This is a genomic window from Streptomyces sp. NBC_00005, assembly GCF_045160215.1.
Classification (GTDB): domain Bacteria; phylum Actinomycetota; class Actinomycetes; order Streptomycetales; family Streptomycetaceae; genus Streptomyces.
Window position 1 is genome coordinate 4,480,372 of the sequence record NZ_CP108316.1, and the last position, 25,990, is coordinate 4,506,361.

Consider the following 25,990-nt stretch of genomic DNA (forward strand, 5'->3'; position numbering starts at 1 on the left):
CGAGCACCGGCGACCACCGCCGATGCCCGCATTCCGCATTCCCCTATTCCGCACACCCATATTCTGCGGGTCCTTGTGCGACGCTACTTCTTCACCGGCTGATAAGCCCCCGGCGCCATTCGCGTGGCAATGGCGATCCGGTTGTACGCGTTGATGACGGTCGCCGCCCAGATCAGTGCCGCGATCTGCTGCTCGTCGAAGACCTCAGCGGCCTCGGCGTAGACCTCGTCCGGGACGCGGCCGTCGTGGACCAGGGTCACCGCCTCGGTCAACGCCAGTGCGGCGCGCTCCCGTTCGGTGAAGAACGGGGTCTCCCGCCAGGCGTTCAGGGCGTAGACGCGCTGCTCGGTCTCGCCCTGGGCGCGGGCGTCCTTGGTGTGCATGTCGAGGCAGAACGCGCAGCCGTTGATCTGCGAGGCACGGATCCTGATCAGTTCCAGCAGTTCCGGTTCGACCTTGGCGTCCTGGGCCGCGGAAACGGCGGCGGCATGCAGGGAGCCCATCGCCGCGGACACGTCGGGGGTGACTTTCTTCAGGGCCACACGGGATATCGAGTCGTCATTGCTCATGGGGCGACTCTATCCGTGCGTCCGTATTCGAGAATGGGAAACAGTGCGATTACGGCTCCGGGAATTCCGGCAGCGCCGCGCACAACGCGTCCAGCGCTCCCGCCCATGCGCTGTCCGGCGGTGTCCCGTAGCCCACCACCAGCGCGTCGAACCGCTCGGCGGCCGCCTCCGGGTGCCGGTAGCGGTGCAGGCCGTGCACCGCCAGCCCTTGCCAGGCCGCCGAGCGCAGGGCCGCCTGCTCGGTGCCCGGTGGCAGCCGCAGGACCACGTGCAGGCCCGCGGCGATGCCGGTGGCGTTGACCTGCGGGGCCCTGCGCGCGAGTTCCGCCACGAGCGCGTCCCGGCGGCGGCGGTAGCGCAGGCGGACGGCGCGCACATGGCGGTCGTACGCGCCGGACGAGATGAACTCGGCGAGCGTCAACTGGTCCAGGGCGCCGCAGGAGTCGACGCCGCCCTTGGCCTGCGTCATCTCCTGGGCGAGGTCCGGCGGCAGCACCAGCCAGGCCAGTCTGAGGCCGGGGGCGAGGGACTTGCTGGCCGTGCCCGCGTACACGACGTGGTCGGGGTCGAGGCCCTGGAGGGCGCCGACGGGCTGGCGGTCGTAGCGGAACTCGCCGTCGTAGTCGTCCTCGACGAGCAGGCCGCCGGTGCGGCGCGCCCAGTCGACGACGGCCGCCCGCCGGTCGGGGTGCAGGGTGCCGCCCATCGGGAACTGGTGGGCGGGGGTGAGCAGGACCGCGGCCTCGTCCGTCAACTCCCCGGGATTCGTGCCCCGTTCGTCGAAGGGCAGCGGGACCGTCCGCAGACCGGCGTCCGCGAGCAGCCTCCAGTGCACGTCGAGGCCGTACGACTCGACGGCGACCGTGCTCGCGCCGCGCGCCCGCAGCACCGCGCCGAGCATGCGCAGGCCATGCGAGATGCCGGCGCACACCAGGATGCGTTCGGGGTCGGCGCGCACGCCCCGCGCCCGGGCGAGGTAACCGGCGAGCGCGGTGCGCAGTTCGATCCGGCCGCGGGGGTCGCCGTAGTCGAGGGCCCGGTACGGGGCCGCGGTGAGAGCGCGGCGGGAGGCCCTGAGCCACTGGGCACGGGGGAAGGAGCCGAGGTCCGGGAGGCCGGGGGTCAGGTCGTGGGCGGGGCGGGCGCGGGCGCGCGGGCGGGGTGCCGGGGCGGAGGGCCGGCCGACGCTCCCCCTGGAAGGGGCCCCCATGGCCACCCGGGTGCCCGAGCCCTGCCGCGCCGTCAGCCAGCCCTCCGCCACCAGGTCGGCGTACGCGTCGGCGACGGTGTTGCGGGCGATGCCCAGGTCGGCGGCGAGCGTGCGGGAGGAGGGCAGCCGGATGCCGGGGGCCAGACGGCCGGTGCGCACCGCCTCGCGCAGGGCGTCGGTCAGGCCCCGGCGAAGATGCGGGCCGGCCGGCTCCAGGTGCAGGTCGACGCCCCAAGTGGCCCATGATTTCGCCATGGAAGTGGACCATACTCCTGGGCTGCTTCGCTTCTAGGGTCGAGGCATGACCACAGAGCAAATCACCGAGGAAACCATCGACGAAGCCACGGACGGGACCGGCGAATACGCCGGCGAGCAGCCGGCCCGGATGCGCTGGGCCAAGCACGCTCCCGAGGTCTACAAGGCGATGGTCCGCCTCGACACGGCCGCCAAGCAGGGCCTGGACCCCCGGCTGGTGGAGCTGGTGCGACTGCGCGCCTCCGCGCTCAACCACTGCGCGTTCTGCCTCGACATGCACACCAAGGACGCCCTCGCGGCGGGCGAGAGCGTCCAGCGGATCGTGCAGCTGACCGCGTGGGAGGAGTCGAAGCACTTCTACACGGAGAAGGAACTCGCCGCGATCGAGCTGACGGAGGCCGTGACCGTCCTCACCGATGGGTTCGTGCCGGACGAGGTGTACGAGACGGCCGCCCAGCACTTCGAGGAGGCCGAGCTGGCCCAGCTGATCGCCACCATCTCGGTGATCAACGCGTGGAACCGGTTCGGGGTGACCACGCGCGCGGTGCCGGGTCACTACCAGGCGGGTGACTTCGGGTGACGGCCCGTACGCAGCTGCTCGACCGTGCGGTGGGGCAGGCGATGTCCGCGGTCAGCGCGGCGGCCAAACGAGGCCTCGGCGACCCCGCCCTCGCCGAGCTGGTCGTCATCCGGGCCTCGCAGCTCAACCACTGCGCGTTCTGCCTGGACATGCATCTCACCGTCGCCCGGAGGCACGGGGTGAGCGAGAGGCAGCTGGACCTGCTCGCCGCCTGGGAGGAGGCCGGGGGCGACGTCTTCGACGAGCGGGAGCGGGCGGCGCTCGCGCTGACGGAGGCCGTCACGGTGCTGACCGACCGGTTCGTGCCGGACGAGGTGTACGAGACGGCCGCCAAGCACTTCGAGGAGGGTCAACTCGCCCATCTCATCGGGCTGATCGTCGCCATCAACAACTGGAACCGGGTGATGGTCGGCCGCCGGATCCCGCCGGGGGGTTACACGCCGTGAACACCGCGACCACCATGAAGGCCATGAGCAAGATGGAGATCTTCCGCTCGCTGCACAAGGCCCGCCTGCCGGACGACCCCCTCGTCCTGCCCGGCCCCTGGGACGCGGTCAGCGCCCGGGTCTTCGAGAAGGCCGGGTTCCCGGCGCTCGCCACACCCAGTGCGGGGGTGGCCGCCTCGCTCGGGTACGAGGACGGTTCCACGCCGGCCGACGAGATGTTCGCTGCGGTGGCGCGCATCTCCCGGGCCGTGGACGTGCCCGTGTCGGCCGACGTCGAGGACGGGTACGGGCTGGCTCCCGAGGAGCTGGTGGAACGGCTGCTGGAGGCGGGCGCCGTGGGCTGCAACCTTGAGGACTCCCACGGGGGTGGTGTCCTCAAGGACCCGGGGGAGCACGCCGACTGGCTCGCCGAGGTGCGGCACGCGGCCGGCGACGAGCTCTTCGTCAACGCCCGCGTCGACGTCTTCTCGAGCGGCGACGGCAACCCCGAACGGGCCATCGAGCGGGCCGCGTTGTACGTCGCCGCGGGCGCCGACTGCATCTATCCCATCGGCGCCCCGGCGAACGTACTGCCACTGCTGCGGTCCGGGATCCAGGGGCCGATCAACATGTACGCCAAGCCGGACGGCAGCGGCCCCTCGCCCACCGAACTCGGTGAACTCGGGGCCACTCGCGTCACGTTCGGGCCGGGGCTGCTGCGCAGTACGGCGCGGGCGCTGCGGGAGATCTCCGAGCAGCTGAGGTGACGGTCAGGACAGCCACGCCTTCCATGTGACCGCGTGGCTGTCCACCCACTTCTTCGCCGCCTGCTCGGGGGTGAGCTTCTGGTCGGCGATCATCAGGGAGACCTCGTTCTGGTCCTCGGTCGTCCACCTGAACTTCTTCAGGAAGGCCGCCGCCTTGCCGCCCTTCTTCGAGAAGTCCGCGTTGAGGTACTTCTGCAGCGGGGTGTGCGGGTAGGCGCAGGTGATCTTCGCCAGGTCCGCGTCGCAGCCCTCCTTGTAGGGCGGCAGCTTCACCTCGGTCATCGGGACCTTCTTGAACAGCCACTGCGGGGCGTACCAGTACGTCAGGAAGGGCTTCTTCTCCTTGGCGAACTGCTTCATCTGCGTGATCTGCGCGGCTTCCGAACCGGCGAACACCACCTGGTAGTCGAGCTTCAGGTTGTTCACCAGCGCCTTGTCGTTGGTGACGTAGGACGGGGAGCCGTCCATCAGCTGGCCCTTGCCGCCGCTCTCCGGGGTGCGGAACAGCGACGAGTACTTGTTGAGGTTCTTCCAGTTCGTGATGTCGGGGTGCTGCTTGACCAGGTAGGTCGGCACGTACCAGCCGATGTGGCCGGTGACACCGAGGCCGCCGCCGCGCGCGATCGTCTTCTTGTCGTCGACGTACCGCTTCTCCTGCTCGGGGTGGCCCCAGTCCTCCAGGATCGCGTCGACCCGGCCCTGGCTGAGCGCGTCCCAGGCGGGGACCTCGTCGACCTGGACGGTGTCGACGCGGTAGCCGAGCTTGTGCTCCAGGAGGTACTGGGCGACGGCGACGTTGGACTGGGCGCCGACCCAGGACTGGACGGACAGGGTCACGGTCCTGGAGCCCTGCGCGTTGGCGAAGGGCGAGGCCTGCTTGGTCATGTCGGCGGCGCCGCAGCCGGTGAGCAGGGAGAGGGCGGCCACCGAGGAGGCGATGAGCATTGTCCTGCGGCTCAGTGCCATGTCACACACCATCCGGTTCGGGTTCAGTGCCATGTCACACACCACCCTTCGTGCGGCGTTCCGTCGGCTGCGTCACCCGGTCGAGCATCAGCCCCAGGCAGACGATCGCCGCGCCCGCCACCAGACCGGTCGCCAGGTCGCCCTGGGCCAGCCCGAACACGACGTCGTAGCCGAGCGCGCCGCCGCCGACCAGGCCGCCGATGATGACGACGGCGAGGACCAGGACCACGCCCTGGTTGAGGGCGAGGAGCAAGGACCTTCGGGCGAGCGGGAGTTGGACCTGACGCAACTGCTGGGCGCTGCTCGCGCCGAGCGAGCGGGCCGACTCCAGGGCCGCCGGGTCGACCTGGCGCAGGCCCTGCGCGGTGATGCGGACGACGGCGGGCAGCGCGTAGACCACGGCGGCGGCGACGGCGGGCGCGCGGCCCACGCCGAACAGGGCCACCACCGGGATCAGGTACACGAACTGCGGCATCGTCTGGAAGACGTCCAGGACCGGGCGCAGAGCCCGTTCGAAGCGGTCGCTGCGGGCCGCCGCGATACCGGTCGCGAAGCCGAGGACGAGTGTGACGGCGACGGCGGCGAGGACCTGGGAGAGCGTGTCGAGCGACGGCTTCCACACCCCGAGCACGCCGATCGCGGTCATCGCGAGGACCGCGGTGAGCGCGGTGCGCCAGGTGCCGATCAGCCAGGCGAGCGCGGCCACCAGCAGCAGGACCGACCACCAGGGCAGCCACTGCAGTCCGCTGCGGACCGGATCCAGCACCCAGGTGGTGAAGTGGCCCGCCCAGTCGGCGGTGCCGCCCACGACGGGCACGCCCGAGTACAGGTGCGCGGTCATCCAGTCGACGGCCCGGTCGACCGGGTCGGCGATGTTCACCGTCCAGGCGTCGGGCCAGTCGAGGCGGCCGGCCAGGCGGCCGACGACGGCCACGACCACGGCCGCGACGAGCGCGTACGCCCATGCGGCGCGCCGGGGCTCGCCCGTGCCCTCTCCCGCCGCGCCGGTGATGCGGTCCAGTACGACGGCCAGCAGCACGATCGGGATGCCGGCCGCGAGTGCCGCGCCCACGTCGACCGAGGCCAGCGCCTGGTAGACGCGGTCACCGAGGCCGCCCGCGCCGATCACGGAGGCGATGACGGCCATCGACAGCGCCATCATGATCGTCTGGTTCAGGCCCAGCAGGAGTTCCTTGCGGGCCAGCGGGATACGCGCGGTCAGCAGGCGCTGGGGTGCGGTGGCGCCGAGCGACTCGACCGCCTCCAGGACCTCCTTGTCGGCGCCGCGCAGGCCGAGCGCGGTGAGCCGGGCCATGGGCGGGGCGGCGTAGACGACGGTGGCGAGGACGGCCGCGGGGACGCCGATGCCGAAGACCAGCACGACGGGCAGCAGATACGCGAACGCCGGCAGCACCTGCATGGTGTCGAGGACCGGGCGCAGGGCTCGGTCGAGACGGTCGGAGAGACCGGAGGCGAGGCCGAGCACGGTTCCCACGACGACCGACGCGAGCACGGCGACCACCATGAGCGCGAGCGTCTGCATGGTCGGCACCCACATGCCCAGCAGTCCGCAGGCGAGGAAGGCGGCGGCCGTGCCGAGGGCCAGCCGGAGCCCGGCGACGCGCCAGGCGACGAGGGATCCGAGGGCCGTGACGCCGGCCCAGCCCGCGGCGAGGAGCAGCAGATACACGGCGCGTACGGAGATCACGACCGCGTTGCTGATGTAGCCGAAGAAGTAGAGGAACAGGGGGTGGCTGTCCCGGTTGTCGATGATCCAGTCGCTGGCGTCGGCGAGCGGCTTGGACAGGTCGACGGTGAGTGCGTGAGGCCAACTGCCGCTGGCCCAGCGTGCGTTGGCGAGGGGAACGAGGATCGCGGCGGCGAGCGCGAGGAGCAGGAGCTTTTGGACCGCGCGATGCCTCAGCAGGCCGCTGGGAAGTATCCGCGGGGCGGTTGCGGTGGCCGTGGCCATCAGACCGCCTCCTTCTTCGGCTCCGTTCCGGCGACGACGCCGATGAGCCTTTCGTGGTCGACGACTCCGAGACAGCGACCGTCCTCCACGACGCAGGCCGCCCTGCCGCTGCGGGCGACGGCCTTGATCGCGTCGGCGACGACCTCGCCGGGAGCGAGCGCGTCGGGATGCTCCGTCGCGTCGCAGCCGCCGGGCCGCATGGCGGTGCGGACCGTCATGACCTGCTCGCGGGGCACGTCCCGGACGAACTCGCGTACGTAGTCGTCGGCCGGGCTGCCGACGATCTCCTCGGGGGTGCCGAGCTGCACCACGCTGCCGTCGCGCATCAGGGCGATGCGGTCGCCCAGCTTCAGCGCCTCGGAGAGGTCGTGGGTGATGAAGACCATCGTGCGGCCCTCCTCGCGGTGCAGTCGGACCACCTCCTCCTGCATGTCCCGCCGGATCAGCGGGTCGAGCGCGCTGAACGGCTCGTCGAAGAGCAGGACTTCGGGGTCGACCGCGAGCGCCCGGGCCAGGCCCACCCGTTGGCGCTGGCCGCCGGACAACTGGGCCGGGCGGCGCTGCTCCATACCCTCCAGGCCCACCTTGTCGACGACTTCCTGGGCGCGGGCCCGGCGCTCGGACTTGCTGACGCCCTGGATCTCCAGGCCGTACGCCACGTTGTCGAGGACCGTGCGGTGCGGCAGCAGGCCGAAGTGCTGGAAGACCATCGCGGCGCGGTGGCGGCGCAGTTCGCGCAGGCGGGACTTGTCCATGGCGCGGACGTCCTCGCCGTCGATGGCGATCGTGCCCGCGGTCGGCTCGATCAGCCGGGTCAGGCAGCGCACCAGGGTGGACTTGCCGGAGCCGGACAGGCCCATGACGACGAAGACCTCGCCCTTGCGCACGTCGAAGGAGACGTCCCGGACGGCGGCGGTGCAGCCGGTGCGGGCGCGCAGTTCGGCGCTCTCCAGCCCGGCCAGTTCGGCGTCGCCGGGGATCCGGTCCGCCTTCGGGCCGAAGACCTTCCACAGGCCCTGGACGGAGAACACAGGGGTACTCGGGTCACTGGAGGCACTCATCGCGCATCATCTCCCATCAGGTCGACGGCCTTCTCCCCGACCATCAACACTCCGATCATCGGGTTCACCGCGGGCATCGTCGGGAAAACGGAGGCGTCGGCGATCCGGATGCCGTCCAGGCCGCGGATCCTCAACTCCGGGTCCACGACCGCGAGTTCGTCGTCGGCGGCGCCCATACGGCAGGTGCCCGCCGGGTGGTACACGGTGTGCGCGACGCTGCGGGCGTACACGCCGAGCTCCTCGTCGCCCGTGATGTGGGGGCCGGGCGCCACCTCGCGCTTGAGCCAGCTCGCCAGCGGCTCGGTGCTCGCGATCTCGCGGGCGATGCGGATGCCGTCGACGAGAGTGCGGCCGTCGTAGTCGTCCTCGTCGGTGAAGTAGCGGAAGTCCAGGGCGGGCTTGTCGGACGGGTCGGCGCTGGTGAGGTACACGCGGCCGCGGCTCTTCGGCTTCGGGATGTTGGGGGTCATCGAGACGCCGTACGTGGGCCGTTCGTAGCCGATGCGCTCCGGGTTGTCCGTGAACGGCACCTGGTAGAAGTGGAACATCAGGTCCGGGCCCGCGTGTTCGGGGTCGCGGCGCACGAACAGGCCGGCGTCGGAGTCCATCGCGGAGTTCTCCGGGAGCGGGCCGTGGGTCTCCCAGACGATCACCGACTCGGGGTGGTCGAGCAGGTTCTCGCCGACGCCCGGCAGGTCGTGCGCCACGGGTATGCCGAGCGCCTCCAGGTCCTCCTTCGGGCCGATGCCCGAGTGCAGGAGAAGCCGGGGGGAGTCGACGGCGCCGGCGCAGAGCAGGACTTCGTTGCGGGCCCGGACGAGGATCTCCTCGCCGTCCTTGCGGCGGACGTGCACACCCTCGGCCCGCGTGCCGTTCAACTCCAGCCTGTACGCCCAGGTCTCGAGGAGGATCGTCAGATTCTCGCGCTCGTCCATCACCGGGTGCAGATACGCCACCGACGCCGACGACCGCTTGTTGTCCTCGGGGTGGTAGGCGAGGTCGAAGAAGCCGGCGCCCTCGGTGAACGGCGAGCGGTTGAAGCCCTCGATCCGGGGCACGTCGGTCGCGTTCTGCGCGGCGTCGACGAAGTCGCGGGCGATGGCGTTGCGGTCCTTCTCGTCGACCGGGACGATGTTGTTCTTCAGCCGCGCGTAGTACGCCTCCATCTGCACCGCGCCCCAGCCCTTGGCGCCGGCCTCCTCCCACTCGTCCCAGTCGGACGGCAGCGGCTTGAAGGCGATGAGGGTGTTGTGCGAGGAACAGCCGCCGAGGACGCGGGCGCGGCTGTGCCGGATGTGGGAGTTGCCGCGGGGCTGCCGGGTGATGGGGTAGTCGTAGTCCAGCTCGCCGCCGAGCAGGCCCATCCAGCGGCGCAGGGTCAGCACGTCCTCGCGGCCGACGTCGCTGGGGCCGCCCTCGATGACGGCGACGGTGACGTCGGGGTTCTCGGTGAGGCGGGAGGCTATGACGGAGCCCGCGGTGCCGCCGCCGATGACGACGTAGTCGTAGACCTGAGTGTTCTCGGACATGGGGGTGGTGCTCCAACGGGGGTGGGGGGATCGGTCGTGGGGTGCGGCTCAGCCCGCGAACCAGCGCACCGGCTTCGGCGCGAGGTTCTGGTAGACGTGCTTGGTCTCGCGGTACTCGGCGAGTCCGGCGGGGCCGAGCTCGCGGCCCACCCCGCTCTTGCCGAAGCCGCCCCACTCCGCCTGCGGCAGGTAGGGGTGGAAGTCGTTGATCCAGACGGTGCCGTGGCGCAGCCGGGCCGCGACCCTGCGGGCCCGGCCGGCGTCGGCGGTCCAGACGGCGCCCGCGAGGCCGTACTCGGTGTCGTTGGCGAGGGCGACCGCCTCGTCCTCGGTGCGGAAGGTCTCGACGGTGAGGACGGGGCCGAAGACCTCCTCGCGTACGACGCGCATCTCGCGGTGGCACTGGTCGAGGACCGTCGGCTCGTAGAAGTAGCCGGAGGCGGGCCTTTCCGGCGCCGGTTCGGGCCGCCTGCCGCCGGTCCGCAGCACCGCGCCCTCCTCCAGCGCGGAGGCGACGTACGACTCGACCTTGGTGCGCTGCTGTGCGGAGACGAGCGGTCCGCACTCCGCGCCGTCCGCGGTGCCGCGGCCTATGCGGATCCGGGCCGCCCGGCGGGCGAGTTCGGCGACGAAGCGCTCCCGGACGGACTCCTCGACGATGAGGCGGGAACCGGCCGAGCAGACCTGGCCGCTGTGGATGAACGCGGCGTTCAGGGCCTGGTCGACGGCGGTGTCGAAGCCCTCGTCCGTCGCGCAGGCGTCGGCGAAGACGACGTTCGGGTTCTTGCCGCCGAGTTCGAGGGCGACCTTCTTGACGCTCGGGGCGGCGGCCTGCGCGACCTTGGTGCCGCTGACCAGACCGCCGGTGAAGGAGACCAGGTCGACGTCGGGGTGCTCGGCGAGCCGGGCGCCGACCGAGTGGCCCGCGCCGGTGACGACGCCCGCGACGCCGGCCGGGAGCCCAGCCTCGGAGAGCAGGTCGATCAGGGCGATCGTGGTCAAGGGAGTGATCTCGCTCGGCTTGACCACGAAGGTGTTGCCGGCCGCGAGGGCCGGGGCGATCTTCCAACTGGCCTGCAGGAGCGGGTAGTTCCAGGGGGTGATCAGCGCGCAGACGCCGACGGGTTCGTGCACGACGACGCTGTGGATGTCGGGCGAGCCCGCGTCGACGACCCGGCCCGGGGCCTCGCCGGCCACCAGGTCGGCGAAGTAGCGGAAGGCGTCGGCGACGCAGTCGATGTCGATCCGGCCCTCTTCGACGGTCTTGCCGGCGTCACGGCTCTCCAGCCGGCCGAGCGGCTCGCGGTCGCGCACGAGGAGGTCGGCGACGCGGCGCAGCAGGGCGGCGCGCTCGGCCACCGAGGTGCGGGGCCAGTCGCCGTGGTCGAAGGCGTGGCGGGCGGCCGCCACCGCCAGGTCCGTGTCCTTCTCGTCCCCCTCCGCGACCAGGGCGAAGGCCTGACCGTCCGCGGGGTCGAGAATCTCGCGCGTGGCGCCGGAGACGGCTTCTCGCCACTCCCCCGCCACGTGGATGGTCGCCTGCGCGTCCAGCCCCTGGGTTTCCGCTCTGTCCGCCATGATCCGTATTGCCTTCCGTTCCTGTTCAGTACCCCTGAGTGACACACGTGTCACTCACGAGGACCGTGATCGCCTGCCCCCCGCCCCCGGATGCATGCGCGATCCGCACCTAAAGTGCGCTGCATCACTGAACATGCGGGCAAACAGGGCGAAATGCATCCCGGATGGCAGGCTGGTCGAGGTCTCGGAAGGGCGCGCCGCGACGGATCTTCGGACGGGCTTCAGCAGGGCGGATCCTCGCCCACCCGCCCGTCGACCGACTCGCGGATCAGGTCCGCGTGGCCCACGTGGCGGGCGTACTCCTCGACGAGGTCCACCAGGATGCGCCGCAGGCTGGGGGCACGCCCATCGGGCCAGGAGTGGCGGGCGAGTCCGTCGAGGCCGCCGTCGGCCAGCGCCTTTCGCAGGTTCGCCCGGGAGCGGGCCACGGCACCCGCCCACAGCGCGTACAGCTCCTCGGGGCTGTCGGACGCGGCCGAGTGCCACTCCCAGTCGGGGTCGGCGTCCCAGTCCACCGTGTTCCACGGCGGGCCGAACTCCTCGTCCAGCAGCCGCCGGGAGAAGTAGTCCTCCTCGACCAGGGCGAGGTGCTTGAGCAGCCCGCCCAGGGTGATCGTCGACGGCGCGAGCCGTGCACCCAGGCCGACCGCGTCCAGGCCCGCGCACTTCCAGGCGAAGGTCCTGCGCTGACGCTCCAGCGAGCCGATCAGGGTGTCGGTCTCGTCGCCCGCGACGGGCGGCTCCAGCAGCACGGGTTCGGTGTCCTCACTCATGACTCGGAGGCTACGACCCGGCACTGACAACGCACCGTCCTGCCTGCCGCCCGGGCATGGACTCCCGCGGATCCTTTGACTAAAGTCAAAGAAATATGGAGCCAGGACACACACAGCCGGTGCCGGCGGAGCAGGTGGCGGCCCTGCGCCGGTTCAACCGCTACTTCACGCGCCGTATCGGCGCGCTGGACGACCACTATCTCGGCCAGGACCGCCCGCTCGGCGAGGCCCGTCTGCTGTTCGAGATCGCCGAGAATCCGGGCGGGATCTCCCTGCGCGAACTCAGAGGCCGCCTCGGGCTCGACGCCGGATACCTGAGCCGGATGGCGAAGGCACTGGAGGCGCAGGGCCTGGTCCACGTCAGCGTCCACCCCGACGACAACCGGCTGCGCATGATCGAGCCGACCCCGGCCGGACGCATCGAGGTCAAGGAGCAGAACCGCCGGGCCAACGTGCTCGCGGCCGGGCTCCTGGACACCCTCGGGCCCCGCCGGCGCGAGCAGCTCATCGAGGCGATGGCCACCTCGCAGCGCCTGCTGCGCCTGGCCGCCATCACCGTCGAACACGTCGACGGCGCCTCCCCGGACGCCCGCGCCTGCCTGGACGCGTACGCCGCCGACATCGACGAGCGGTTCCCGGAGGGCTTCGACAAGTCCGACCTGGTGGGACCGGCGGAGGTGTCAGGGCAGGCCGGCGCGTTCTTCGTCGCGTACGAGGAGGGGCGCGCGGTGGGCTGCGGGGCGCTGCGCCGGCTGGAGCCCGGCGTGGGTGAGATCCGGCATGTGTGGGTGCACCCGGAAGCCCGGCGGCTCGGCCTCGCGCGCCGGATCCTCGGCGCCCTGGAGGGCGAGGCCCGCGCCCGCGGCCTCACCGTCGTACGCCTGGACACGCACGCGGCCCTCACCGAGGCGCAGGAGATGTACCGGGCGTCCGGGTACACGGAGATCCCCGCGTACGTCGACCACGTCTACGCCCACCACTGGTTCGAGAAGCGGCTGGGACCGGTCGCCTGACCGGCTGGGGCCGGTCGCCCGACCAGTCGGCCAGCACCTGCCGCATCGTCCGCCGCAGCCAGGCGTGCGCCGGGTCCGCCTCGTGCCGCGGATGCCAGGCCAACCCGAGGCTCAGCGGCGGGAGTCGCAGCGGTACGTCGAAGGCGACCAGGTCAAGGGCGGACGCCGGCGGCAGCGCCCAAGAGCTGATCAGGCCGACCAGATCGGTGTCCCGGACGACGAAGAGCGACACCAGCTCGCCGGACTCTCCGTCCACTCCGGCCGGCAGGTGCGGGTCCTGGTGAGCGGTGCACTGACCCGCCGTACGTACTCCGTGTGGCACTACGACCCCGCCGGCGCCGTCGAGTTGTGCGTGCTGGACCACGGCGGGGCGGGGCCGGGGGCGCGCTGGGGACGGGACGTCGGGGTCGGTGAACAGGTGCGCCTGGGCAGGCCGGAGGGGTCGTTCACGCTCCGGCCCGAGACCGCGCACCACGTCTTCGTCGGGGAGGAGACGGTGTCCGTCGCCTTCGGCGCGATGCTGGCCGCACTGCCGAAGGGGGCCCGGATCTCGGGCTGCGTGGAGACGCGGACACCGGCGGACCGGCTGCCGCTGGAGCACGCCGACGCCCTCGACTGGCTGACCAGAGGCGGCACTTCGCTCCCGGACGCGACCCGCAGGCTCGCTCCGGCGCCGGGTGGGATCACCTACGTCGCCGGAGAGGCACGGACCGTGCAACAGGTACGGCAGGTGCTCGTACGGGAGTTGGGCTGGGACCGGCGCGCCGTACTCACCAAGCCGTTCTGGGCGCCGGGGAAGAAGGGGCTGGAGTAGGGCCTACGTGCACTGCGCCCCCGCCGGGCAGAACGACCGCACCGCCATCGCCAACGGCCCCCGCACCAGGGCGGCATCCAGGCCCGCCGGACCGCTGGAGCGGATCGCGTACAGCGTGCCGTCGGCGGCCCGGAAACGGTGGTCGACGACCTGGCGGGCGCCCTTGTCCTCGTCGTTGTAGCGGTACGACAGTTCCGCCCAGGTGTCGCCGCGGTCGCGGTCGAGGACCTGGTACCCGGGCTGCCGCGCGAAGCCGTAGCCGGGGTCGCTCTCGGCGAGGGTCAGGGAGTCGTAGGGGGTGGCCTCGGTGACCTCGAAGATCTGCAACTGGCGGTCGCCGCCCGGGGCGTCGTAGTAGACGATCGGCGCGAGCTTGCCCTCCTTCTCGCGGCGGGTCCAGCCCTGCGGGACGTCGATCGTGTAGCCGAGGGGGTCCTGGGCGCGGCGGTAGCCGACCGCGGAGGACGAGGAGGAGGACGGGGCCGAGGACGCCAGGGGCGATGCCGACGGGGTGGTCGGGGAGGTCGCCGTCGGCGTGGTGGTGGCGGTGACGCTCATGCTCGTCGCGGGCGTGGCCCCGGTGCCGGTCGAGGCGTCGCGGGTGAGGTACCAGACGCCGGCTCCGGCGCCCGCGCCGATGACGGCGATGGCGGTGAGGGCGAGCAGCGTGCGGCGGGCGCCGTGGCGCGGGGCGGGCGCGGGTGCGTGCATCGGGCCGGTGGTGAAGCCGGGGCCCGGGGGCGGTGGCGGTGGCGGCCAGTTCGGGGGCGGGGTGCCGCCCACGTGGGTCTCGGCGGACGCCCAGGGCGGCGGCGTCTGACCCGTCTGCGTCTCGGCCGAGGACCACGGCGGCACGGTTCCCGGCGGTGGAGTCGGCGGCGGCTGGGCGGCCCAGGCCGCCTGGCCTCTGTCCTCGCTCGGCTCGTGCCCGGCTCCGGAACCGGAGCTGTAGCCGTCCCATCCGTTCATGACACACCCCCCGAATCACCCCATTGGGTACCGCTCTTGACGGTAGCGGCGGAAACGGCAAACGGGCCCCGTTCCGGAGAGAACCGGAACGGGGCCCGTGCAGGGTCGTGACAGAACCGTAAAGCCGTGCAGGCTCAGTGGGTTCAGATGAGGCCGAGACCGCGGACCGCCTCGCGCTCCTCCTCGAGCTCCTTCACGGAGGCGTCGATGCGGGCACGCGAGAACTCGTTGATGTCCAGGCCCTGGACGATCTCGTACCGGCCGTCCTTGGTGGTGACCGGGAAAGAGGAGATCAGGCCCTCGGGGACGCCGTACGAACCGTCCGACGGGATGCCCATGGAGGTCCAGTCGCCGTCCGCGGTGCCGTTGACCCAGGTGTACACGTGGTCGATCGCGGCGTTGGCGGCCGACGCGGCGGACGAGGCGCCACGGGCCTCGATGATCGCGGCGCCGCGCTTGGCGACGGTCGGGATGAACTCCTCGGCCAGCCACTTCTCGTCGTTCACGGTCTCGGCGGCGTTCTTGCCGGCGACCGTGGCGTGGAAGATGTCCGGGTACTGGGTGGCGGAGTGGTTGCCCCAGATGGTCAGGCGCTTGATGTCGGCGACCGTGGAGCCCGTCTTCTTCGCGAGCTGGGTCAGCGCGCGGTTGTGGTCGAGGCGGGTCATCGCGGTGAAGCGGTCGGCCGGTACGTCCGGGGCGGCGGCCTGCGCGATGAGCGCGTTGGTGTTGGCCGGGTTGCCGACGACGAGGACCTTGATGTCGTCCGCGGCGTTGTCGTTGATGGCCTTGCCCTGCGGCTTGAAGATGCCGCCGTTGGCGGAGAGCAGGTCGCCGCGCTCCATGCCCTTGGTGCGGGGGCGGGCGCCGACGAGGAGGCCGACGTTCGTGCCGTCGAAGGCGACGTTCGGGTCGTCCGTGATGTCGATGCCCTGCAGGAGCGGGAACGCGCAGTCGTCCAGTTCCATGGCGGTGCCCTCGGCGGCCTTCAGCGCCGGGGTGATCTCCAGGAGGCGCAGCTTGACCGGCACGTCCGCGCCGAGCAGCTGGCCGGAGGCGATGCGGAAGAGCAGGGCGTAACCGATCTGGCCGGCCGCGCCGGTGACGGTGACGTTCACGGGAGTGCGGGTCATGGCGTTCTCCGTATGACAGCTGACGGTGGGCGTCCTTGCCCTGGGGTGCGGACGTACAAATGATCGATCTCTTGGTATCAAGAGAGATCCACCGGTCAGGCTATCGCGCATCCGGGATGCCGGACGTCCGGGTCCGTGTGGCCCGCCCCACAGAGGTGATCCGGTGCGGAAAAAAGGGCGGCCGCCCGTCCGGGAGAGGGGGGACTGAGGCGGCCGCCGCCGGGGGGTACCGACCGTGCCGGACTCCCGTGGGGGTACGGTTCGCGTGCCCGGGATGGGGGCGACTATTCCTGCCGCCCCCACACTTTCTTCCGGACCCCGCCTCCCCTAGTTGGTGCAGCCCTTCTGGCCCGAGGCCAGCGTCGCGCACGCCTTCGCCTCGCCCGCGTCCTTCACGGCGACCATCGGGGTGTAGGCGATGTTGTCCCCGGCCGCGGTGATGCTGTCGTCCGCCTTGGCCTTGCCCGCGGTCACCTGGACGGAGTCCCCCTGCGTGGCCTGGGTGATACGACCCCACGCCGCGCCGCACGTCTTGCTGTACCGCACCTCGACCGTGGTCGTGCCGACGACGGCGGTCTTGGCCGTCGTCACCGCGGCGGCGTCCTTGGTGCAGCCCATCGCCTCCGCGTCCTTGCCCGTGCAGGAGGCACCGGCGCACTTCACCCCGGCCGGCAGGTCGGTCTGGGCGCTGACGGACGGGGACGGCGAGGCGCCGCCCTCGTTCTTCTTGTCTCCGCCCCGGTCGGTCAGGAAGAACACGCCCGCGATCACCACCAGCACACCGACGACGCCCGCGAGGAACATCGTCAGCCTGCGCCTGCCACCGCCGGAGGAGGAGCCCCCGCCGGGCCGCGGGCCCTGCGGCGGCTCACCGAAGGGGCTCGGTGTCCCCGGCGTCCAGCCCGGACCGTCGGCCGCCGGCTCCGGTGTCGGCACCGGCTCCGGTGTCGCGGCTCCGGGCGTACGGGCGCCGGTCTGCCCCGGGCCCTTGTACCCGGCCAGCCCCCACGAGTTGGGGCCGGAGGAACTCACGGCGGCCGAAGAACCGGAGGAACTCTTCGCCGGTGCAGCAGCGGAGGAGCTCCCCGCGGGCGAAGAGGCGGGCGCGGAGCCCGCCGAGTCCCGCGCGTCCGCGCCCGTCGGCTGCGGCGGCACCGTCGGTGCCACTCCCGCCGGTCCCGCGATCCCCGGCGTGGCCGTCGCGCTGCCGGATTTACGGGCCGTCCGGCTTCCCTTGGCGCCCGCGGGAGGCGCACCGAACTCCCCGAGCGCGGCGCGCGCCTGGGAGATGCGGATGGCCTCCATGGTCATGTCGTGGCGCATCTCCGAACGGCTCCAGGCACGTTCGGCGAGCTCCCACATGGTTGTCAGATGGATCGGGTTGGTACCCGTGACCTCCGCCAGCGCCACGATCGCGCCCTTGGGCGCGAGCAGCCGGCCGTTCAGATACCGCTCCCAGGACGTCTTGCTGTAGCCCGTACGGTCGGCCACCGACGCGATACTCAGGCCACTGCGGTCCACGAGCCGGCGCAGCTGGCTCGCGAACTCCCTGACCTGCGGATCCAGTTCGTCCGGCAAGGCCCTCCAACGAGGCATTGCTTCCCCCCTCTTCCCCCGGTTGGTACTGGTCTTCCTCGCGTTTCCCCCGCGCGTGGTGCCCGTTCTGGCTACCCACAGGGATGCGCCCAGTAAGGATCTCAGTTCCCGGGATGGGGGCGCACGGGAGCGTTTGGGCCGATCGGCATGCACCGTTGCACGCCGACCCGGCCGCGGTCCAGTGTCCCACCGGCGGCCCCCTCCGCCGCCCGGCCGGACCCGCACACGCTAGCTCCCGTTTCGAACAACCCCGTATCAAATCCGCAAACTTGTCAATACATCGACACCGCAGACACACATGGACAACCACACATGTCACGGGCGTATCCACCCCACCCACGGGCAACTCACCGGCGCGCGAGGACACCCACGACGGCGAGCACCAGCATGAGGAGCAGCAGCAGCCCGGCGTACCGCAACAACCGCCCGCCCGGCCGGCGTTCGGTCTCCTCGGGCGCGTCCCACCACGGCAGGGTGGGGTCGTCCTCGTACTCGTCGCGCCCGGACGCCCCGTCGGGCTTCGCGGGGACCGTGGCCGGGCGGGGCCAGGCCTGGACCGCCAGTTCCCAGCGCACGGCGAAGCGCTCGGCCTCCGTGTCGGCGAGGCCCGCGATCCGGCACAGGGCGGTGACCGCCTGCCGGGGCGGCGGCTGCGTGGCGTTGAGGTAGCGGTGCCAGGAGGACTTGCTGTACGCGGTGCGGGCGCCGAGCGAGACGAGGCTGAGGCCCGTACGGTCCTTGAGGAGCCGCAACTGCTCCACGAAGTGCCGCACCTCCGGCGGCAGATCGTCCGGCAGCGACTGCCAGGCGCCCATGCTCCCTCACCTCCACGGCGTCTTCAGCGTTGCCCGCTCGGTCCGATGGACGGACGTCACAGGGTCGTTGGTTCCCGCATCCGTGGCAGGGCGCGGACACCGTAGCGGAACGGTCACCTCCGTGCCACAGCGCTCTGACAGCCGTTGAACAGGCAGTTCACCGTGCAGGAGTGTGGGTCTCGGCGACGGCCCGTCCTTACTCGGGGGAGAGGACGGGCCGTCGTTCTCGGTCGCTCACCATGCGGCTCGGCCGCTCACCGTGAAGCTCAGCTGCTCACCGTGAAGTGCAGCGTGTCCTTCAGGAACGGGATCTGCAGCCACGGGTTCGGCTGCACCATCATCGCCAGCAGCACGATCGCCAGGCCCAGCACGCCGTACGTGACGATGTCCGTGAAGCGGGAACGGACGGCGAGCATGCCCACGTCGGGCAGGAGCCAGCGCAGCACGGCGCCGGCCACCAGGGCGACACCGATCAGCAGGGTGCCGTAGCGGAAGACGTCGAGCGCGGTCAGCAGCAGGCCGAGCGCGACCGTGCCCAGGACGGCGAGGATCGGCCACTGCCGGGCGGGCGCGGGGGCGTCGCCCGGGGCGGCCCGGCCGCCGCCCTCGGGGCGTGCGGTGTCCTTGGTGAACAGCGGGAAGCGGCGGGTCGTGCGGCGCGGCTTCCCCTCGGCGTCGGGAGCGCTGATGGCGTCCCGGACGCTCTCCTCCGCCTGCTCCTGGGGGTCCTTCGCCTCAGCCGGCACTGCGCTCCGCCGCCTCGACCACGTTGACGAGCAGCTGGGCGCGGGTCATCGGGCCGACACCGCCGGGGTTCGGCGAGATCCAGCCGGCGACCTCGGCGACGCCCGGGTGGACGTCGCCCACGATCTTGCCCTCGGCGCTGCGCGAGACGCCGACGTCGAGGACGGCGGCGCCCGGCTTGACGTCCTCGGGCCGGATCAGGTGGGCCGAGCCGGCGGCGGCGACGATGATGTCCGCCCGCTTGAGGTGGGACGACAGGTCACGCGTCCCCGTGTGGCACTGGGTGACGGTCGCGTTCTCGCTGCGGCGGGTGAGCAGCAGCGGCATCGGGCGGCCGATGGTGACACCGCGGCCGACGACCACGACCTCGGCGCCCTTGATCTCGACGCCGTACCGACGGAGGAGGGTGAGGACGCCGTTGGGGGTGCAGGGCAGCGGGGCCGGCTCGTTCAGGACCAGGCGGCCGAGGTTCATCGGGTGGAGCCCGTCCGCGTCCTTGTCGGGGTCCATCAGCTCGAGGATGCGGTTCTCGTCGATGCCCTTGGGCAGCGGCAGCTGGACGATGTAACCGGTGCACGCCGGGTCCTCGTTCAGCTCCCGTACGACCGCCTCGATCTCCTCCTGCGTCGCCGTCTCGGGCAGTTCGCGCTGGATGGAGGCGATGCCGACCTGGGCGCAGTCGCGGTGCTTGCCTGCGACGTACTTCTGGCTGCCGGGGTCGTTCCCGACGAGGATCGTGCCGAGGCCGGGCGTGACGCCCTTCTCCTTCAGCGCCGCCACGCGGGCGGTCAGATCGGACTTGATCGCGGCTGCAGTGGCCTTGCCATCGAGAATCTGGGCGGTCATGGTCCCATCCTCGCGGATGACCGCCCCCCGGTTCCAATCCGGGTCCACCTGTGACCCTTGTCCCACCTTTGTCCCCCGTTCGCCCGTGATCGCCGATGTCGCACACGCACAACTGCTACCGAATGCGGCTGGACAAGGGCTTGCTTCACCAACGACGATGAACGGCGCAGTCTCGCGGTCCGTGTTGGGGGGCAAACCGCTCACTATCCGACGTTCCTCCATGCCATCCGCGTCGTCCCCGCAGTGCAACGGAGGAAAACCAGCCATGAGTTTCGGCTCGCCCCAAAACCCCTACGGCCAGCCGCAGGATCCCCAGCAGGGCTACGGCCAGCCGCAGCAGCCGCAGCAGCCGCAGCAGCCGGGCCAGCCCGGTTACGGCTACCCGCAGGCCCCGCAGGGAGTTCCGCAGCAGGGTTACGGCTACCCGCAGCAGCCCGGTTACCCGCAGCAGCCGGGCTATCCCCAGCAGCCCGGCTACCCCCAGCAGCCCGGTTACCCGGGCGGCCCCGGTCCCCAGGTCGCCTCGATGGGCCGCCGCCTCGGTGCCCGTGTGATCGACGGGCTGATCCTCGGCGTCGTCTACTTCGCCCTCACCTTCGCCGGCATCGCGGGCGCCGCGAAGTCGGTCGGCGACTGCGACCCGAACGCCGCCGACTACACCACGTGCGTCAACAACGCGAGCTCGGACTTCGCGACCAAGTTCGGCGCGGTCTTCGGCGCCCTCGCGATCCTCAGCCTCCTCTACGAGTGGCTGATGACGGGCCTGCTCGGCGCGACCCTCGGCAAGATGGCCGTCGGCCTGCGCGTCGTGAAGGCCGACACCGGCCAGAAGCCCGGCCTGGGCTCGGCGTTCATCCGCTGGATCATCCCGGTCGTCGGCAGCCTCGCCTGCGGCATCGGCCAGCTCCTGGTCTACCTGTCCCCGTTCTGGGACAAGTCGGGCCGCCAGCAGGGCTGGCACGACAAGGCCGCGAGCACGATGGTCATCCAGAACTGACCTCGAGGCGTCGCGTTCGCGCCAATCATCATTCAGGGCCGTGTCTCACCCTTCAGAGGGGGACACGGCCCTGGTGCGTCGCCCTACTCTGACGTGGGTAGCTGTCAGGCACGGGGAGACGCACCTTGTACAGCATCATCGTGGTACCTCCGCCGACCCCGGAGGACGAGCGAAACCGCAACCAGTTCCGGCTCGCGCCCGGCGAGCGGCTCACCTTCGGCCGCTCCGCGCACGACGTCGACGTGACGATCCCGCACGAGGGGGTGTCCCGCAGAGCCGGTGAGATCACCGCGCAGGGCGCCTTCTGGATACTGAGCAACCTCAGCCGGGAGCAGACGTACGTCGTGGAGAACCCGGAGGGCGCCGGCGAGCACATGAAGGTCGGGCCGGGCCGCCTCGACGCACCGGTCCCGTTCGAGTTCTCGCGGATCGTGCTGCCGGCCGCGGGCGACCTGCTGCCGATCGAGGTGTGGGCGCCGCGCCACGACTATCTGCACGCCGAGGGCGGCCTCGACGGCGCCACCACCGCCCCCGCCTTCTCCGTCGACCGCACCAAGCGCTACTTCGCGGTCCTCGCCGCCCTGTGCGAACCCCGGTTGAGGGGCGAACCACACGCCCCGCTGCCGACGGTGGACCAGGTCGTCGACCGACTGCGCCCGAACTGGCCGGCCGCGTCCCGCACTTCGGTGCAGTGGAACATCGACTACCTGGCGGTGAAGCTGCGTCTGAAGCCGGGCCCGGAGGAGGCGGACACGGGCCCGCGCCTCAACGGCAAGAAGGAGTCGCTGGTCTCGCTGGCGCTCCGCTTCGACCTCGTCCGGGAGGACGACCTGGTCGTCCTGGCCGGCGCGCGGACCGGCCGGGTGGCCCGGTGACCGAGCCGTACGCCGTGCCGGTGCCCAAGGGGTACCGGGTCGGCGTCTGGGAGGTCCGGGAGCCGATCGCGACGGGCGCGTTCGGCAGCGTGTACGCGGCCCGGCGCACGGGCGACGTGCTCGGCGAGGAGCTGCCTCGTACGGCCGCCCTGAAGTTCCTGCCCACTGGCACGGGCACCCCGCGCCAGCTCACCCATCTGCGCGAACTCGTCCAGCGCGAGGTCGAGTTGCACCGTCGGCTGAAGCAGCCGCGGCTGATCCGGATGTACGACACCCTCACCGTGGACGACCCGTCCCGCCCCGGCCTCGACGGCGCCACCGTCCTCGTACTGGAGAAGGCGGAACGCTCTCTGTCCGCCCTGCTCTCGGTCGCGCCCCGCCCGTCCGCGGGGCCCGCGCTGCTCGCGCAGATCTGCGAGGGCCTGGCCCAGCTGCATCGCGCCGGCTGGGTGCACGGCGACCTGAAACCGGCCAACGTGCTGCTGATGAGGGACGGTTCGGCGCGGCTGGCGGACTTCAACATGGCCGCGGAGCTGGAGGGCACGCACGCGTACACGCCCGCGTTCTCCACGCCCGACTACACCCCGCCGGAGCTGCTCTGGTCGGAGATCGGCGAACGCGGGCGCCGCATCCGCCCGTCGGCCGACGTCTGGGCCTTCGGCGTCCTGGCCCATCTGGTGCTGACCGACTCCTTTCCGCTGCCCGGCGGCACCCCGACGGCACGCCGTGACGCGGCCGCCGCCTACGCCCGCGGCACCGACGAGCTGCGCCTGTCGCCCGAACTCCCGGAGGCCTGGCGGGAGATCGTGCGGGACTGCCTGTCCCGTACGCACGCGGACCGCGTCGGCACGGACGCGCTGCTGCGGCGGGTCGAGGAGGCCGCCGGGACGGGCCGCTCGCCCCGGCTGCCCAGGGTCCTGCCGCCCCGCCGGCGCCGGGCCGCCGTGGCGCTGGGCTCGGCGCTGGCGACGGTGGCCGTGGCGGCGCTCGGCTACGGCATCAGCAACTGGGCCGACTCGGGGACGGCGGACGGAAAGGGATCCGTGGCGGCCGCTTCCTACGGCGCCTCCGAACTCCGTACCGACAAGGGCGTCCCGGCGCGGTACCGGCACCTGATCGTCGACTCGGCCCACGAGTGCCTCCAGCGGGAGGTCTCTCCCGTCCTCATCGCGGCGATGCTGAAGGTGGAGAGCGACTTCGACCCGAACCTCTCCGACCCGTCGGCAGGTGCCGAGGGCGAGTACGGCATCGCCCGCTGGACCCCGAGCTTGCTGCGCTGGTGGGTGCGCGCGGACGGCGTGCCCGCGTCGGCGACCCCCAGGCCGCCCCTGTCCCCCGCCGAGTCCATCCCGGCCATGGGCCGCTATCTGTGCTTCATGGAACCCCGTCTGAAGACCTCCCTGCCGGGCGACCGCCGCGTCCTGATCGCCGCCGCCTACCGCACCTCGTACAAGAAGGTGAACGCCGCGGGCGGTGTTCCCCCGAAGTACCGCGACTACTCCGCCCGCGTCGCCCACTACCTCAAGGAGTACGCGCCCGCGGGCAGGAAGTGACCCTGAGAGTTCTCAGGTACCCCTGGCGGACGTCCGGCGCCACCGTGGGCCGTGTCCACCAACGGGGGCGGCAGGAACCAGGGGGAACACCATGACCATCAGGCGCAGGCTGGTCTCGCTCGGCGCGACCGCGGCCCTGGCGCTCGGCGCCGTCGTCGCCGTCTCGCCCGGCAGCGCTCAGGCGGCGTCCGGCTGCTGGGGGAACGCCGGCACGAAGACCGACCCGGAGGGCCGGACCTACACCGCGCGCTTCTGCCACAACTACCAGGGCGGCGACGTCTATCTCTATCGCCAGCCGATCGGGTACCTGAACGCGGGCGACAACTGGTTCGTCTGCCAGTCGAAGGTCCCTGACTTCCCGAACCCGCCCGTCGGCGACGCCCGCAACGACTGGTGGCTCTACACCCAGGGCGACACAGGCAGCCAGCACAACGCCTGGGGCTACTTCCCGGCGAACAAGGTGTCGGGCGGCAACAACTACGACCCCATTCCGGGCCTCCCGGTCTGCTGACCCCAAAACCACCGCGGCCTCCGGCTCCCTCGGGGGAGGGCCGGAGGCCGCGGTCGTGAGCAAGGGGATCCGTCAGTGGAAGAAGTGCCGCGTCCCCGTGAAGTACATCGTGACGCCCGCCTTCTTCGCGGCCTCCACGACCAGTTCGTCACGGACCGAACCGCCCGGCTGGACCACGGCCTTGACGCCGGCCTCGACCAGGATCTCCAGGCCGTCGGGGAAGGGGAAGAACGCGTCGGAGGCGGCGTACGCGCCCTGCGCGCGCTCGGCACCGGCCCGCTCGACGGCGAGCTTCGCGGAGTCGACGCGGTTGACCTGGCCCATGCCGACGCCGACCGAGGCGCCGTCCTTGGCGAGGAGGATCGCGTTGGACTTCACCGCGCGGCAGGCCTTCCAGGCGAAGGAGAGCTCGGCCAGTTCGTCGGCGCTCAGCGCCTCGCCGGTCGCCAGGGTCCAGTTGGCCGGGTTGTCGCCGTCGGCCTGGAGGCGGTCGGTCACCTGAAGGAGCGCACCGCCGTCGATGGGCTTGACCTCGGCGGGGTGGGAGGGCGCGGCCGGGGCCTTCAGCACCCGGATGTTCTTCTTCTTGGCGAGGGCCTCAAGGGCCCCCTCTTCGTAGTCGGGCGCGACGATGACCTCGGTGAAGATCTCCGCGACCTGCTCCGCCATCTCCTTGCTCACCGGCCGGTTGACGGCGATGACCCCGCCGAACGCCGACAGCGGGTCACACGCGTGTGCCTTGCGGTGCGCCTCGGCGACGTCCGAACCGGTCGCGATGCCACAGGGGTTGGCGTGCTTGATGATCGCGACGGCCGGCTCGTCGTGGTCGTACGCGGCACGGCGGGCGGCGTCCGTGTCCGTGTAGTTGTTGTACGACATCTCCTTGCCGTGCAGCTGCTCGGCCTCCGCGAGACCGACGCCCGTGCCGTCGACGTAGAGCGCGGCGGGCTGGTGCGGGTTCTCGCCGTAGCGCAGGGTGCTCTTGCGCTCCAGGGCGGCCGCGAGGAACTCGGGGAACATCGAGTCGTCGACGGGGGCGTAGGAGCTCGCGAACCAGCTCGCGACCGCGATGTCGTACTCGGCCGTGTGCCGGAAGGCCTCCGCCGCGAGCCGCTTGCGGGTGGCGAGGTCGAAGCCGCCGTCCTCGGCCGCGGCGAGGACGTCCGCGTACCGCGCCGGGCTGGTGACCACGGCGACCGACGGGTGGTTCTTGGCGGCCGCGCGGACCATCGACGGGCCGCCGATGTCGATCTGCTCGACGCACTCGTCGGGGGACGCCCCGGAGGCGACGGTCTCGCGGAACGGGTACAGGTTGACGACGACGAGGTCGAAGGGCTCGACGCCCAGCTCGGCCAGCTGCTCGCGGTGGCTCTCCAGGCGCAGGTCGGCGAGGATGCCCGCGTGCACCTTGGGGTGCAGGGTCTTGACCCGGCCGTCCAGGCACTCGGGGAAGCCGGTGAGCTCCTCGACCTTGGTGACGGGGACACCGGCGGCGGCGATCTTCGACGCGGTCGAGCCGGTGGAGACGAGCTCGACACCGGCCTCGTGCAGGCCGCGCGCGAGCTCCTCGAGCCCGGTCTTGTCGTAGACGCTGACGAGCGCCCTGCGAAGGGGCCGCTTGTTGCTCTCGGCGGTCACTGGATAACTACCTTTCGTCCCTCAATGCGATAGCCGTTGCGGGCGAGCCGCCCCACGACATCGACGAGCAGCCTTCGCTCGACTTCCTTGATGCGCTCGTGCAGAGCGCTCTCGTCGTCCTCGTCCCGGACCTCCACCACGCCCTGCGCGATGATCGGTCCGGTGTCGACGCCGTCGTCGACGAAGTGGACGGTGCAGCCGGTGACCCTGGCGCCGTACGCGAGCGCGTCACGCACACCGTGGGCTCCCGGGAAACTGGGGAGCAGGGCGGGATGGGTGTTCACGAACCGCCCGCCGAAGCGGGCCAGGAACTCCTTGCCCACGATCTTCATGAACCCGGCGGACACGACGAGGTCGGGTGCGTGCGCGGAGACGGCCTCGGCGAGGGCGGCGTCCCACTCCTCGCGGCTCCCGTGGTCCTTGACCCTGCACACGAACGTCGGCAGCCCCGCACGCTCCGCGCGCGCGATCCCCTCGATCCCGTCGCGGTCGGCGCCGACCGCGACGATCTCGGCGCCGTAGGCCTCGGTACCGGTGGCCGCGATCTCGTCGAGGAGCGCCTGCAGGTTGGTGCCGGATCCGGAGACCAGCACGACGAGGCGCTTGACCACGGGCTTGGCGGCCACGGTGGGGCCCTTTCTCGGGGGAGCGTTTCCGTGCGGCCGGTCCGTACGACACGTGCAACGGCTTGTACATTCGTACGAATGCTTCGCGCCCCGGGATACGGGGAAGTCTACGAAGCGGCCGACCGTCAGCAACGATACCGGCACACCGGGCAGCCCCCGTGGGACGGGGGCGTGG

The 25,990-nt window shown here is 71.6% G+C and carries 25 protein-coding genes; 9 read left to right on the top strand and 16 right to left on the bottom strand.

The genetic code is table 11. The features are described 5' to 3' along the window. Positions 1-83: 83 nt before the first annotated feature. Together OG303_RS20470 and OG303_RS20475 are read right to left on the bottom strand one after the other, a co-directional pair. Positions 84-569 carry a carboxymuconolactone decarboxylase family protein gene (locus OG303_RS20470; protein ID WP_405869879.1) on the bottom strand — a complete coding sequence of 162 codons (486 nt, stop codon included), beginning with the start codon at positions 567-569 and terminating at the stop codon, positions 84-86. A gap of 49 nt (positions 570-618) precedes the next feature. Next, positions 619-2,034, bottom strand: coding sequence for a PLP-dependent aminotransferase family protein (locus OG303_RS20475; protein WP_405869881.1), 1,416 nt, complete (start codon positions 2,032-2,034; stop codon positions 619-621). A 46-nt stretch (positions 2,035-2,080) separates the two neighbouring features. On the opposite strand from OG303_RS20475, the gene OG303_RS20480 reads away from it, so the two are divergent. From OG303_RS20480 to OG303_RS20490, 3 genes are read left to right on the top strand one after another with little or no spacing between them, the layout of a single operon-like run. After that, positions 2,081-2,614: a carboxymuconolactone decarboxylase family protein gene (locus tag OG303_RS20480; protein ID WP_405869883.1), complete on the top strand. Its 534-nt coding sequence runs from the start codon at positions 2,081-2,083 to the stop codon at positions 2,612-2,614. Continuing rightward, positions 2,611-3,060 (top strand): carboxymuconolactone decarboxylase family protein, encoded by a 450-nt coding sequence (locus OG303_RS20485; RefSeq protein WP_405869884.1) that lies wholly within the window; start codon positions 2,611-2,613, stop codon positions 3,058-3,060. Before OG303_RS20480 ends, OG303_RS20485 begins: the two co-directional genes overlap by 4 nt. 23 nt (positions 3,061-3,083) lie before the next feature. Further along, entirely contained in the window at positions 3,084-3,806 is a 723-nt protein-coding gene (locus tag OG303_RS20490; protein ID WP_405869885.1) for an isocitrate lyase/phosphoenolpyruvate mutase family protein, read from the top strand. Positions 3,807-3,809: 3 nt separating this feature from the next. Here OG303_RS20490 and OG303_RS20495 read toward each other — a convergent pair whose 3' ends face one another. The 6 genes from OG303_RS20495 to OG303_RS20520 all read right to left on the bottom strand — a co-directional run bounded on the left by OG303_RS20495 (position 3,810) and on the right by OG303_RS20520 (position 11,685). Further along, positions 3,810-4,751 (bottom strand): ABC transporter substrate-binding protein, encoded by a 942-nt coding sequence (locus tag OG303_RS20495; RefSeq protein ID WP_405877392.1) that lies wholly within the window; start codon positions 4,749-4,751, stop codon positions 3,810-3,812. A gap of 55 nt (positions 4,752-4,806) precedes the next feature. Beyond that, positions 4,807-6,744, bottom strand: a complete 1,938-nt coding sequence (locus OG303_RS20500) for an ABC transporter permease (protein ID WP_405869887.1) — start codon at positions 6,742-6,744, stop codon at positions 4,807-4,809. Beyond that, positions 6,744-7,805 (bottom strand): glycine betaine/L-proline ABC transporter ATP-binding protein, encoded by a 1,062-nt coding sequence (locus OG303_RS20505; RefSeq protein WP_405869888.1) that lies wholly within the window; start codon positions 7,803-7,805, stop codon positions 6,744-6,746. Before OG303_RS20505 ends, OG303_RS20500 begins: the two co-directional genes overlap by 1 nt. Then, positions 7,802-9,334, bottom strand: a complete 1,533-nt coding sequence (locus tag OG303_RS20510) for a GMC family oxidoreductase (protein WP_405869890.1) — start codon at positions 9,332-9,334, stop codon at positions 7,802-7,804. The genes OG303_RS20505 and OG303_RS20510 overlap by 4 nt, the downstream gene beginning before the upstream one ends. Positions 9,335-9,382: 48 nt before the next feature. Further along, a complete protein-coding gene (locus tag OG303_RS20515; RefSeq protein ID WP_405869892.1) occupies positions 9,383-10,912 on the bottom strand; it encodes an aldehyde dehydrogenase family protein in 1,530 nt (509 codons plus the stop codon). 221 nt (positions 10,913-11,133) lie between these two features. After that, positions 11,134-11,685 (bottom strand): DinB family protein, encoded by a 552-nt coding sequence (locus tag OG303_RS20520; protein WP_405869894.1) that lies wholly within the window; start codon positions 11,683-11,685, stop codon positions 11,134-11,136. 95 nt (positions 11,686-11,780) lie between these two features. On the opposite strand from OG303_RS20520, the gene OG303_RS20525 reads away from it, so the two are divergent. Together OG303_RS20525 and OG303_RS20530 are read left to right on the top strand one after the other, a co-directional pair. Then, on the top strand, positions 11,781-12,698 hold the full coding sequence (locus tag OG303_RS20525) for a GNAT family N-acetyltransferase (RefSeq protein WP_405869895.1): 918 nt from the start codon (positions 11,781-11,783) through the stop codon (positions 12,696-12,698). Between the two features lie 91 nt (positions 12,699-12,789). Next, complete coding sequence (locus OG303_RS20530; RefSeq protein ID WP_405869896.1) at positions 12,790-13,512, top strand: siderophore-interacting protein; 723 nt, start codon at positions 12,790-12,792, stop codon at positions 13,510-13,512. A gap of 3 nt (positions 13,513-13,515) precedes the next feature. Here the strand turns inward: OG303_RS20530 and OG303_RS20535 are convergent, their stop codons facing one another. The 6 genes from OG303_RS20535 to OG303_RS20560 form a co-directional block, all read right to left on the bottom strand. After that, complete coding sequence (locus OG303_RS20535; protein WP_405869898.1) at positions 13,516-14,481, bottom strand: hypothetical protein; 966 nt, start codon at positions 14,479-14,481, stop codon at positions 13,516-13,518. 143 nt (positions 14,482-14,624) lie between these two features. Continuing rightward, positions 14,625-15,614, bottom strand: coding sequence for a malate dehydrogenase (locus tag OG303_RS20540; protein WP_405869899.1), 990 nt, complete (start codon positions 15,612-15,614; stop codon positions 14,625-14,627). A gap of 327 nt (positions 15,615-15,941) precedes the next feature. Next, complete coding sequence (locus OG303_RS20545; RefSeq protein WP_405869901.1) at positions 15,942-17,192, bottom strand: DUF2690 domain-containing protein; 1,251 nt, start codon at positions 17,190-17,192, stop codon at positions 15,942-15,944. Positions 17,193-17,557: 365 nt separating this feature from the next. Further along, positions 17,558-18,025, bottom strand: coding sequence for a helix-turn-helix domain-containing protein (locus tag OG303_RS20550; RefSeq protein ID WP_405869902.1), 468 nt, complete (start codon positions 18,023-18,025; stop codon positions 17,558-17,560). A 266-nt stretch (positions 18,026-18,291) separates the two neighbouring features. Next, positions 18,292-18,771: a DUF3017 domain-containing protein gene (locus tag OG303_RS20555; RefSeq protein WP_405869904.1), complete on the bottom strand. Its 480-nt coding sequence runs from the start codon at positions 18,769-18,771 to the stop codon at positions 18,292-18,294. Next, complete coding sequence (locus OG303_RS20560) at positions 18,761-19,615, bottom strand: bifunctional methylenetetrahydrofolate dehydrogenase/methenyltetrahydrofolate cyclohydrolase (RefSeq protein WP_405869906.1); 855 nt, start codon at positions 19,613-19,615, stop codon at positions 18,761-18,763. Before OG303_RS20560 ends, OG303_RS20555 begins: the two co-directional genes overlap by 11 nt. A gap of 265 nt (positions 19,616-19,880) precedes the next feature. Between OG303_RS20560 and OG303_RS20565 the strand changes: the two genes are divergently transcribed. The 4 genes from OG303_RS20565 (at position 19,881) to OG303_RS20580 (ending at position 23,551) form a co-directional block, all read left to right on the top strand. Next, the gene (locus OG303_RS20565; RefSeq protein WP_405869907.1) at positions 19,881-20,612 is read left to right on the top strand and encodes an RDD family protein; all 732 of its coding nucleotides are present in this window, start codon (positions 19,881-19,883) and stop codon (positions 20,610-20,612) included. A 125-nt stretch (positions 20,613-20,737) separates the two neighbouring features. Then, entirely contained in the window at positions 20,738-21,487 is a 750-nt protein-coding gene (locus OG303_RS20570; protein ID WP_405869909.1) for an FHA domain-containing protein, read from the top strand. Continuing rightward, a complete protein-coding gene (locus OG303_RS20575; protein ID WP_405869911.1) occupies positions 21,484-23,040 on the top strand; it encodes a protein kinase domain-containing protein in 1,557 nt (518 codons plus the stop codon). Before OG303_RS20570 ends, OG303_RS20575 begins: the two co-directional genes overlap by 4 nt. Before the next feature lie 91 nt (positions 23,041-23,131). Continuing rightward, positions 23,132-23,551 carry a hypothetical protein gene (locus OG303_RS20580; RefSeq protein WP_405869913.1) on the top strand — a complete coding sequence of 140 codons (420 nt, stop codon included), beginning with the start codon at positions 23,132-23,134 and terminating at the stop codon, positions 23,549-23,551. 72 nt (positions 23,552-23,623) lie between these two features. On the opposite strand, the gene purH is transcribed toward OG303_RS20580, so the two are convergent. Both purH and purN read right to left on the bottom strand, forming a co-directional pair. Continuing rightward, positions 23,624-25,189 (bottom strand): bifunctional phosphoribosylaminoimidazolecarboxamide formyltransferase/IMP cyclohydrolase, encoded by a 1,566-nt coding sequence (gene purH, locus OG303_RS20585; protein WP_405869915.1) that lies wholly within the window; start codon positions 25,187-25,189, stop codon positions 23,624-23,626. Continuing rightward, positions 25,186-25,815: a phosphoribosylglycinamide formyltransferase gene (gene purN / locus OG303_RS20590; RefSeq protein WP_405869917.1), complete on the bottom strand. Its 630-nt coding sequence runs from the start codon at positions 25,813-25,815 to the stop codon at positions 25,186-25,188. The genes purH and purN overlap by 4 nt, the downstream gene beginning before the upstream one ends. Positions 25,816-25,990 lie beyond the last annotated feature (175 nt).

Coding starts and splice junctions, on each gene's coding strand:
- OG303_RS20580 (WP_405869913.1), top strand. CDS start 23,132: ATGACCATCAGGCGCAGGCTGGTCTCGCTCGGCGCGACCGCGGCCCTG.
- OG303_RS20505 (WP_405869888.1), bottom strand. CDS start 7,805: ATGAGTGCCTCCAGTGACCCGAGTACCCCTGTGTTCTCCGTCCAGGGC.
- OG303_RS20475 (WP_405869881.1), bottom strand. CDS start 2,034: ATGGCGAAATCATGGGCCACTTGGGGCGTCGACCTGCACCTGGAGCCG.
- OG303_RS20490 (WP_405869885.1), top strand. CDS start 3,084: ATGAGCAAGATGGAGATCTTCCGCTCGCTGCACAAGGCCCGCCTGCCG.
- OG303_RS20565 (WP_405869907.1), top strand. CDS start 19,881: ATGAGTTTCGGCTCGCCCCAAAACCCCTACGGCCAGCCGCAGGATCCC.
- OG303_RS20525 (WP_405869895.1), top strand. CDS start 11,781: ATGGAGCCAGGACACACACAGCCGGTGCCGGCGGAGCAGGTGGCGGCC.
- OG303_RS20470 (WP_405869879.1), bottom strand. CDS start 569: ATGAGCAATGACGACTCGATATCCCGTGTGGCCCTGAAGAAAGTCACC.
- OG303_RS20530 (WP_405869896.1), top strand. CDS start 12,790: ATGCCAGGCCAACCCGAGGCTCAGCGGCGGGAGTCGCAGCGGTACGTC.
- OG303_RS20520 (WP_405869894.1), bottom strand. CDS start 11,685: ATGAGTGAGGACACCGAACCCGTGCTGCTGGAGCCGCCCGTCGCGGGC.
- OG303_RS20495 (WP_405877392.1), bottom strand. CDS start 4,751: ATGCTCATCGCCTCCTCGGTGGCCGCCCTCTCCCTGCTCACCGGCTGC.
- OG303_RS20550 (WP_405869902.1), bottom strand. CDS start 18,025: ATGGGCGCCTGGCAGTCGCTGCCGGACGATCTGCCGCCGGAGGTGCGG.
- OG303_RS20535 (WP_405869898.1), bottom strand. CDS start 14,481: ATGAACGGATGGGACGGCTACAGCTCCGGTTCCGGAGCCGGGCACGAG.
- OG303_RS20560 (WP_405869906.1), bottom strand. CDS start 19,615: ATGACCGCCCAGATTCTCGATGGCAAGGCCACTGCAGCCGCGATCAAG.
- OG303_RS20540 (WP_405869899.1), bottom strand. CDS start 15,614: ATGACCCGCACTCCCGTGAACGTCACCGTCACCGGCGCGGCCGGCCAG.
- OG303_RS20500 (WP_405869887.1), bottom strand. CDS start 6,744: ATGGCCACGGCCACCGCAACCGCCCCGCGGATACTTCCCAGCGGCCTG.
- OG303_RS20480 (WP_405869883.1), top strand. CDS start 2,081: ATGACCACAGAGCAAATCACCGAGGAAACCATCGACGAAGCCACGGAC.
- OG303_RS20510 (WP_405869890.1), bottom strand. CDS start 9,334: ATGTCCGAGAACACTCAGGTCTACGACTACGTCGTCATCGGCGGCGGC.
- OG303_RS20515 (WP_405869892.1), bottom strand. CDS start 10,912: ATGGCGGACAGAGCGGAAACCCAGGGGCTGGACGCGCAGGCGACCATC.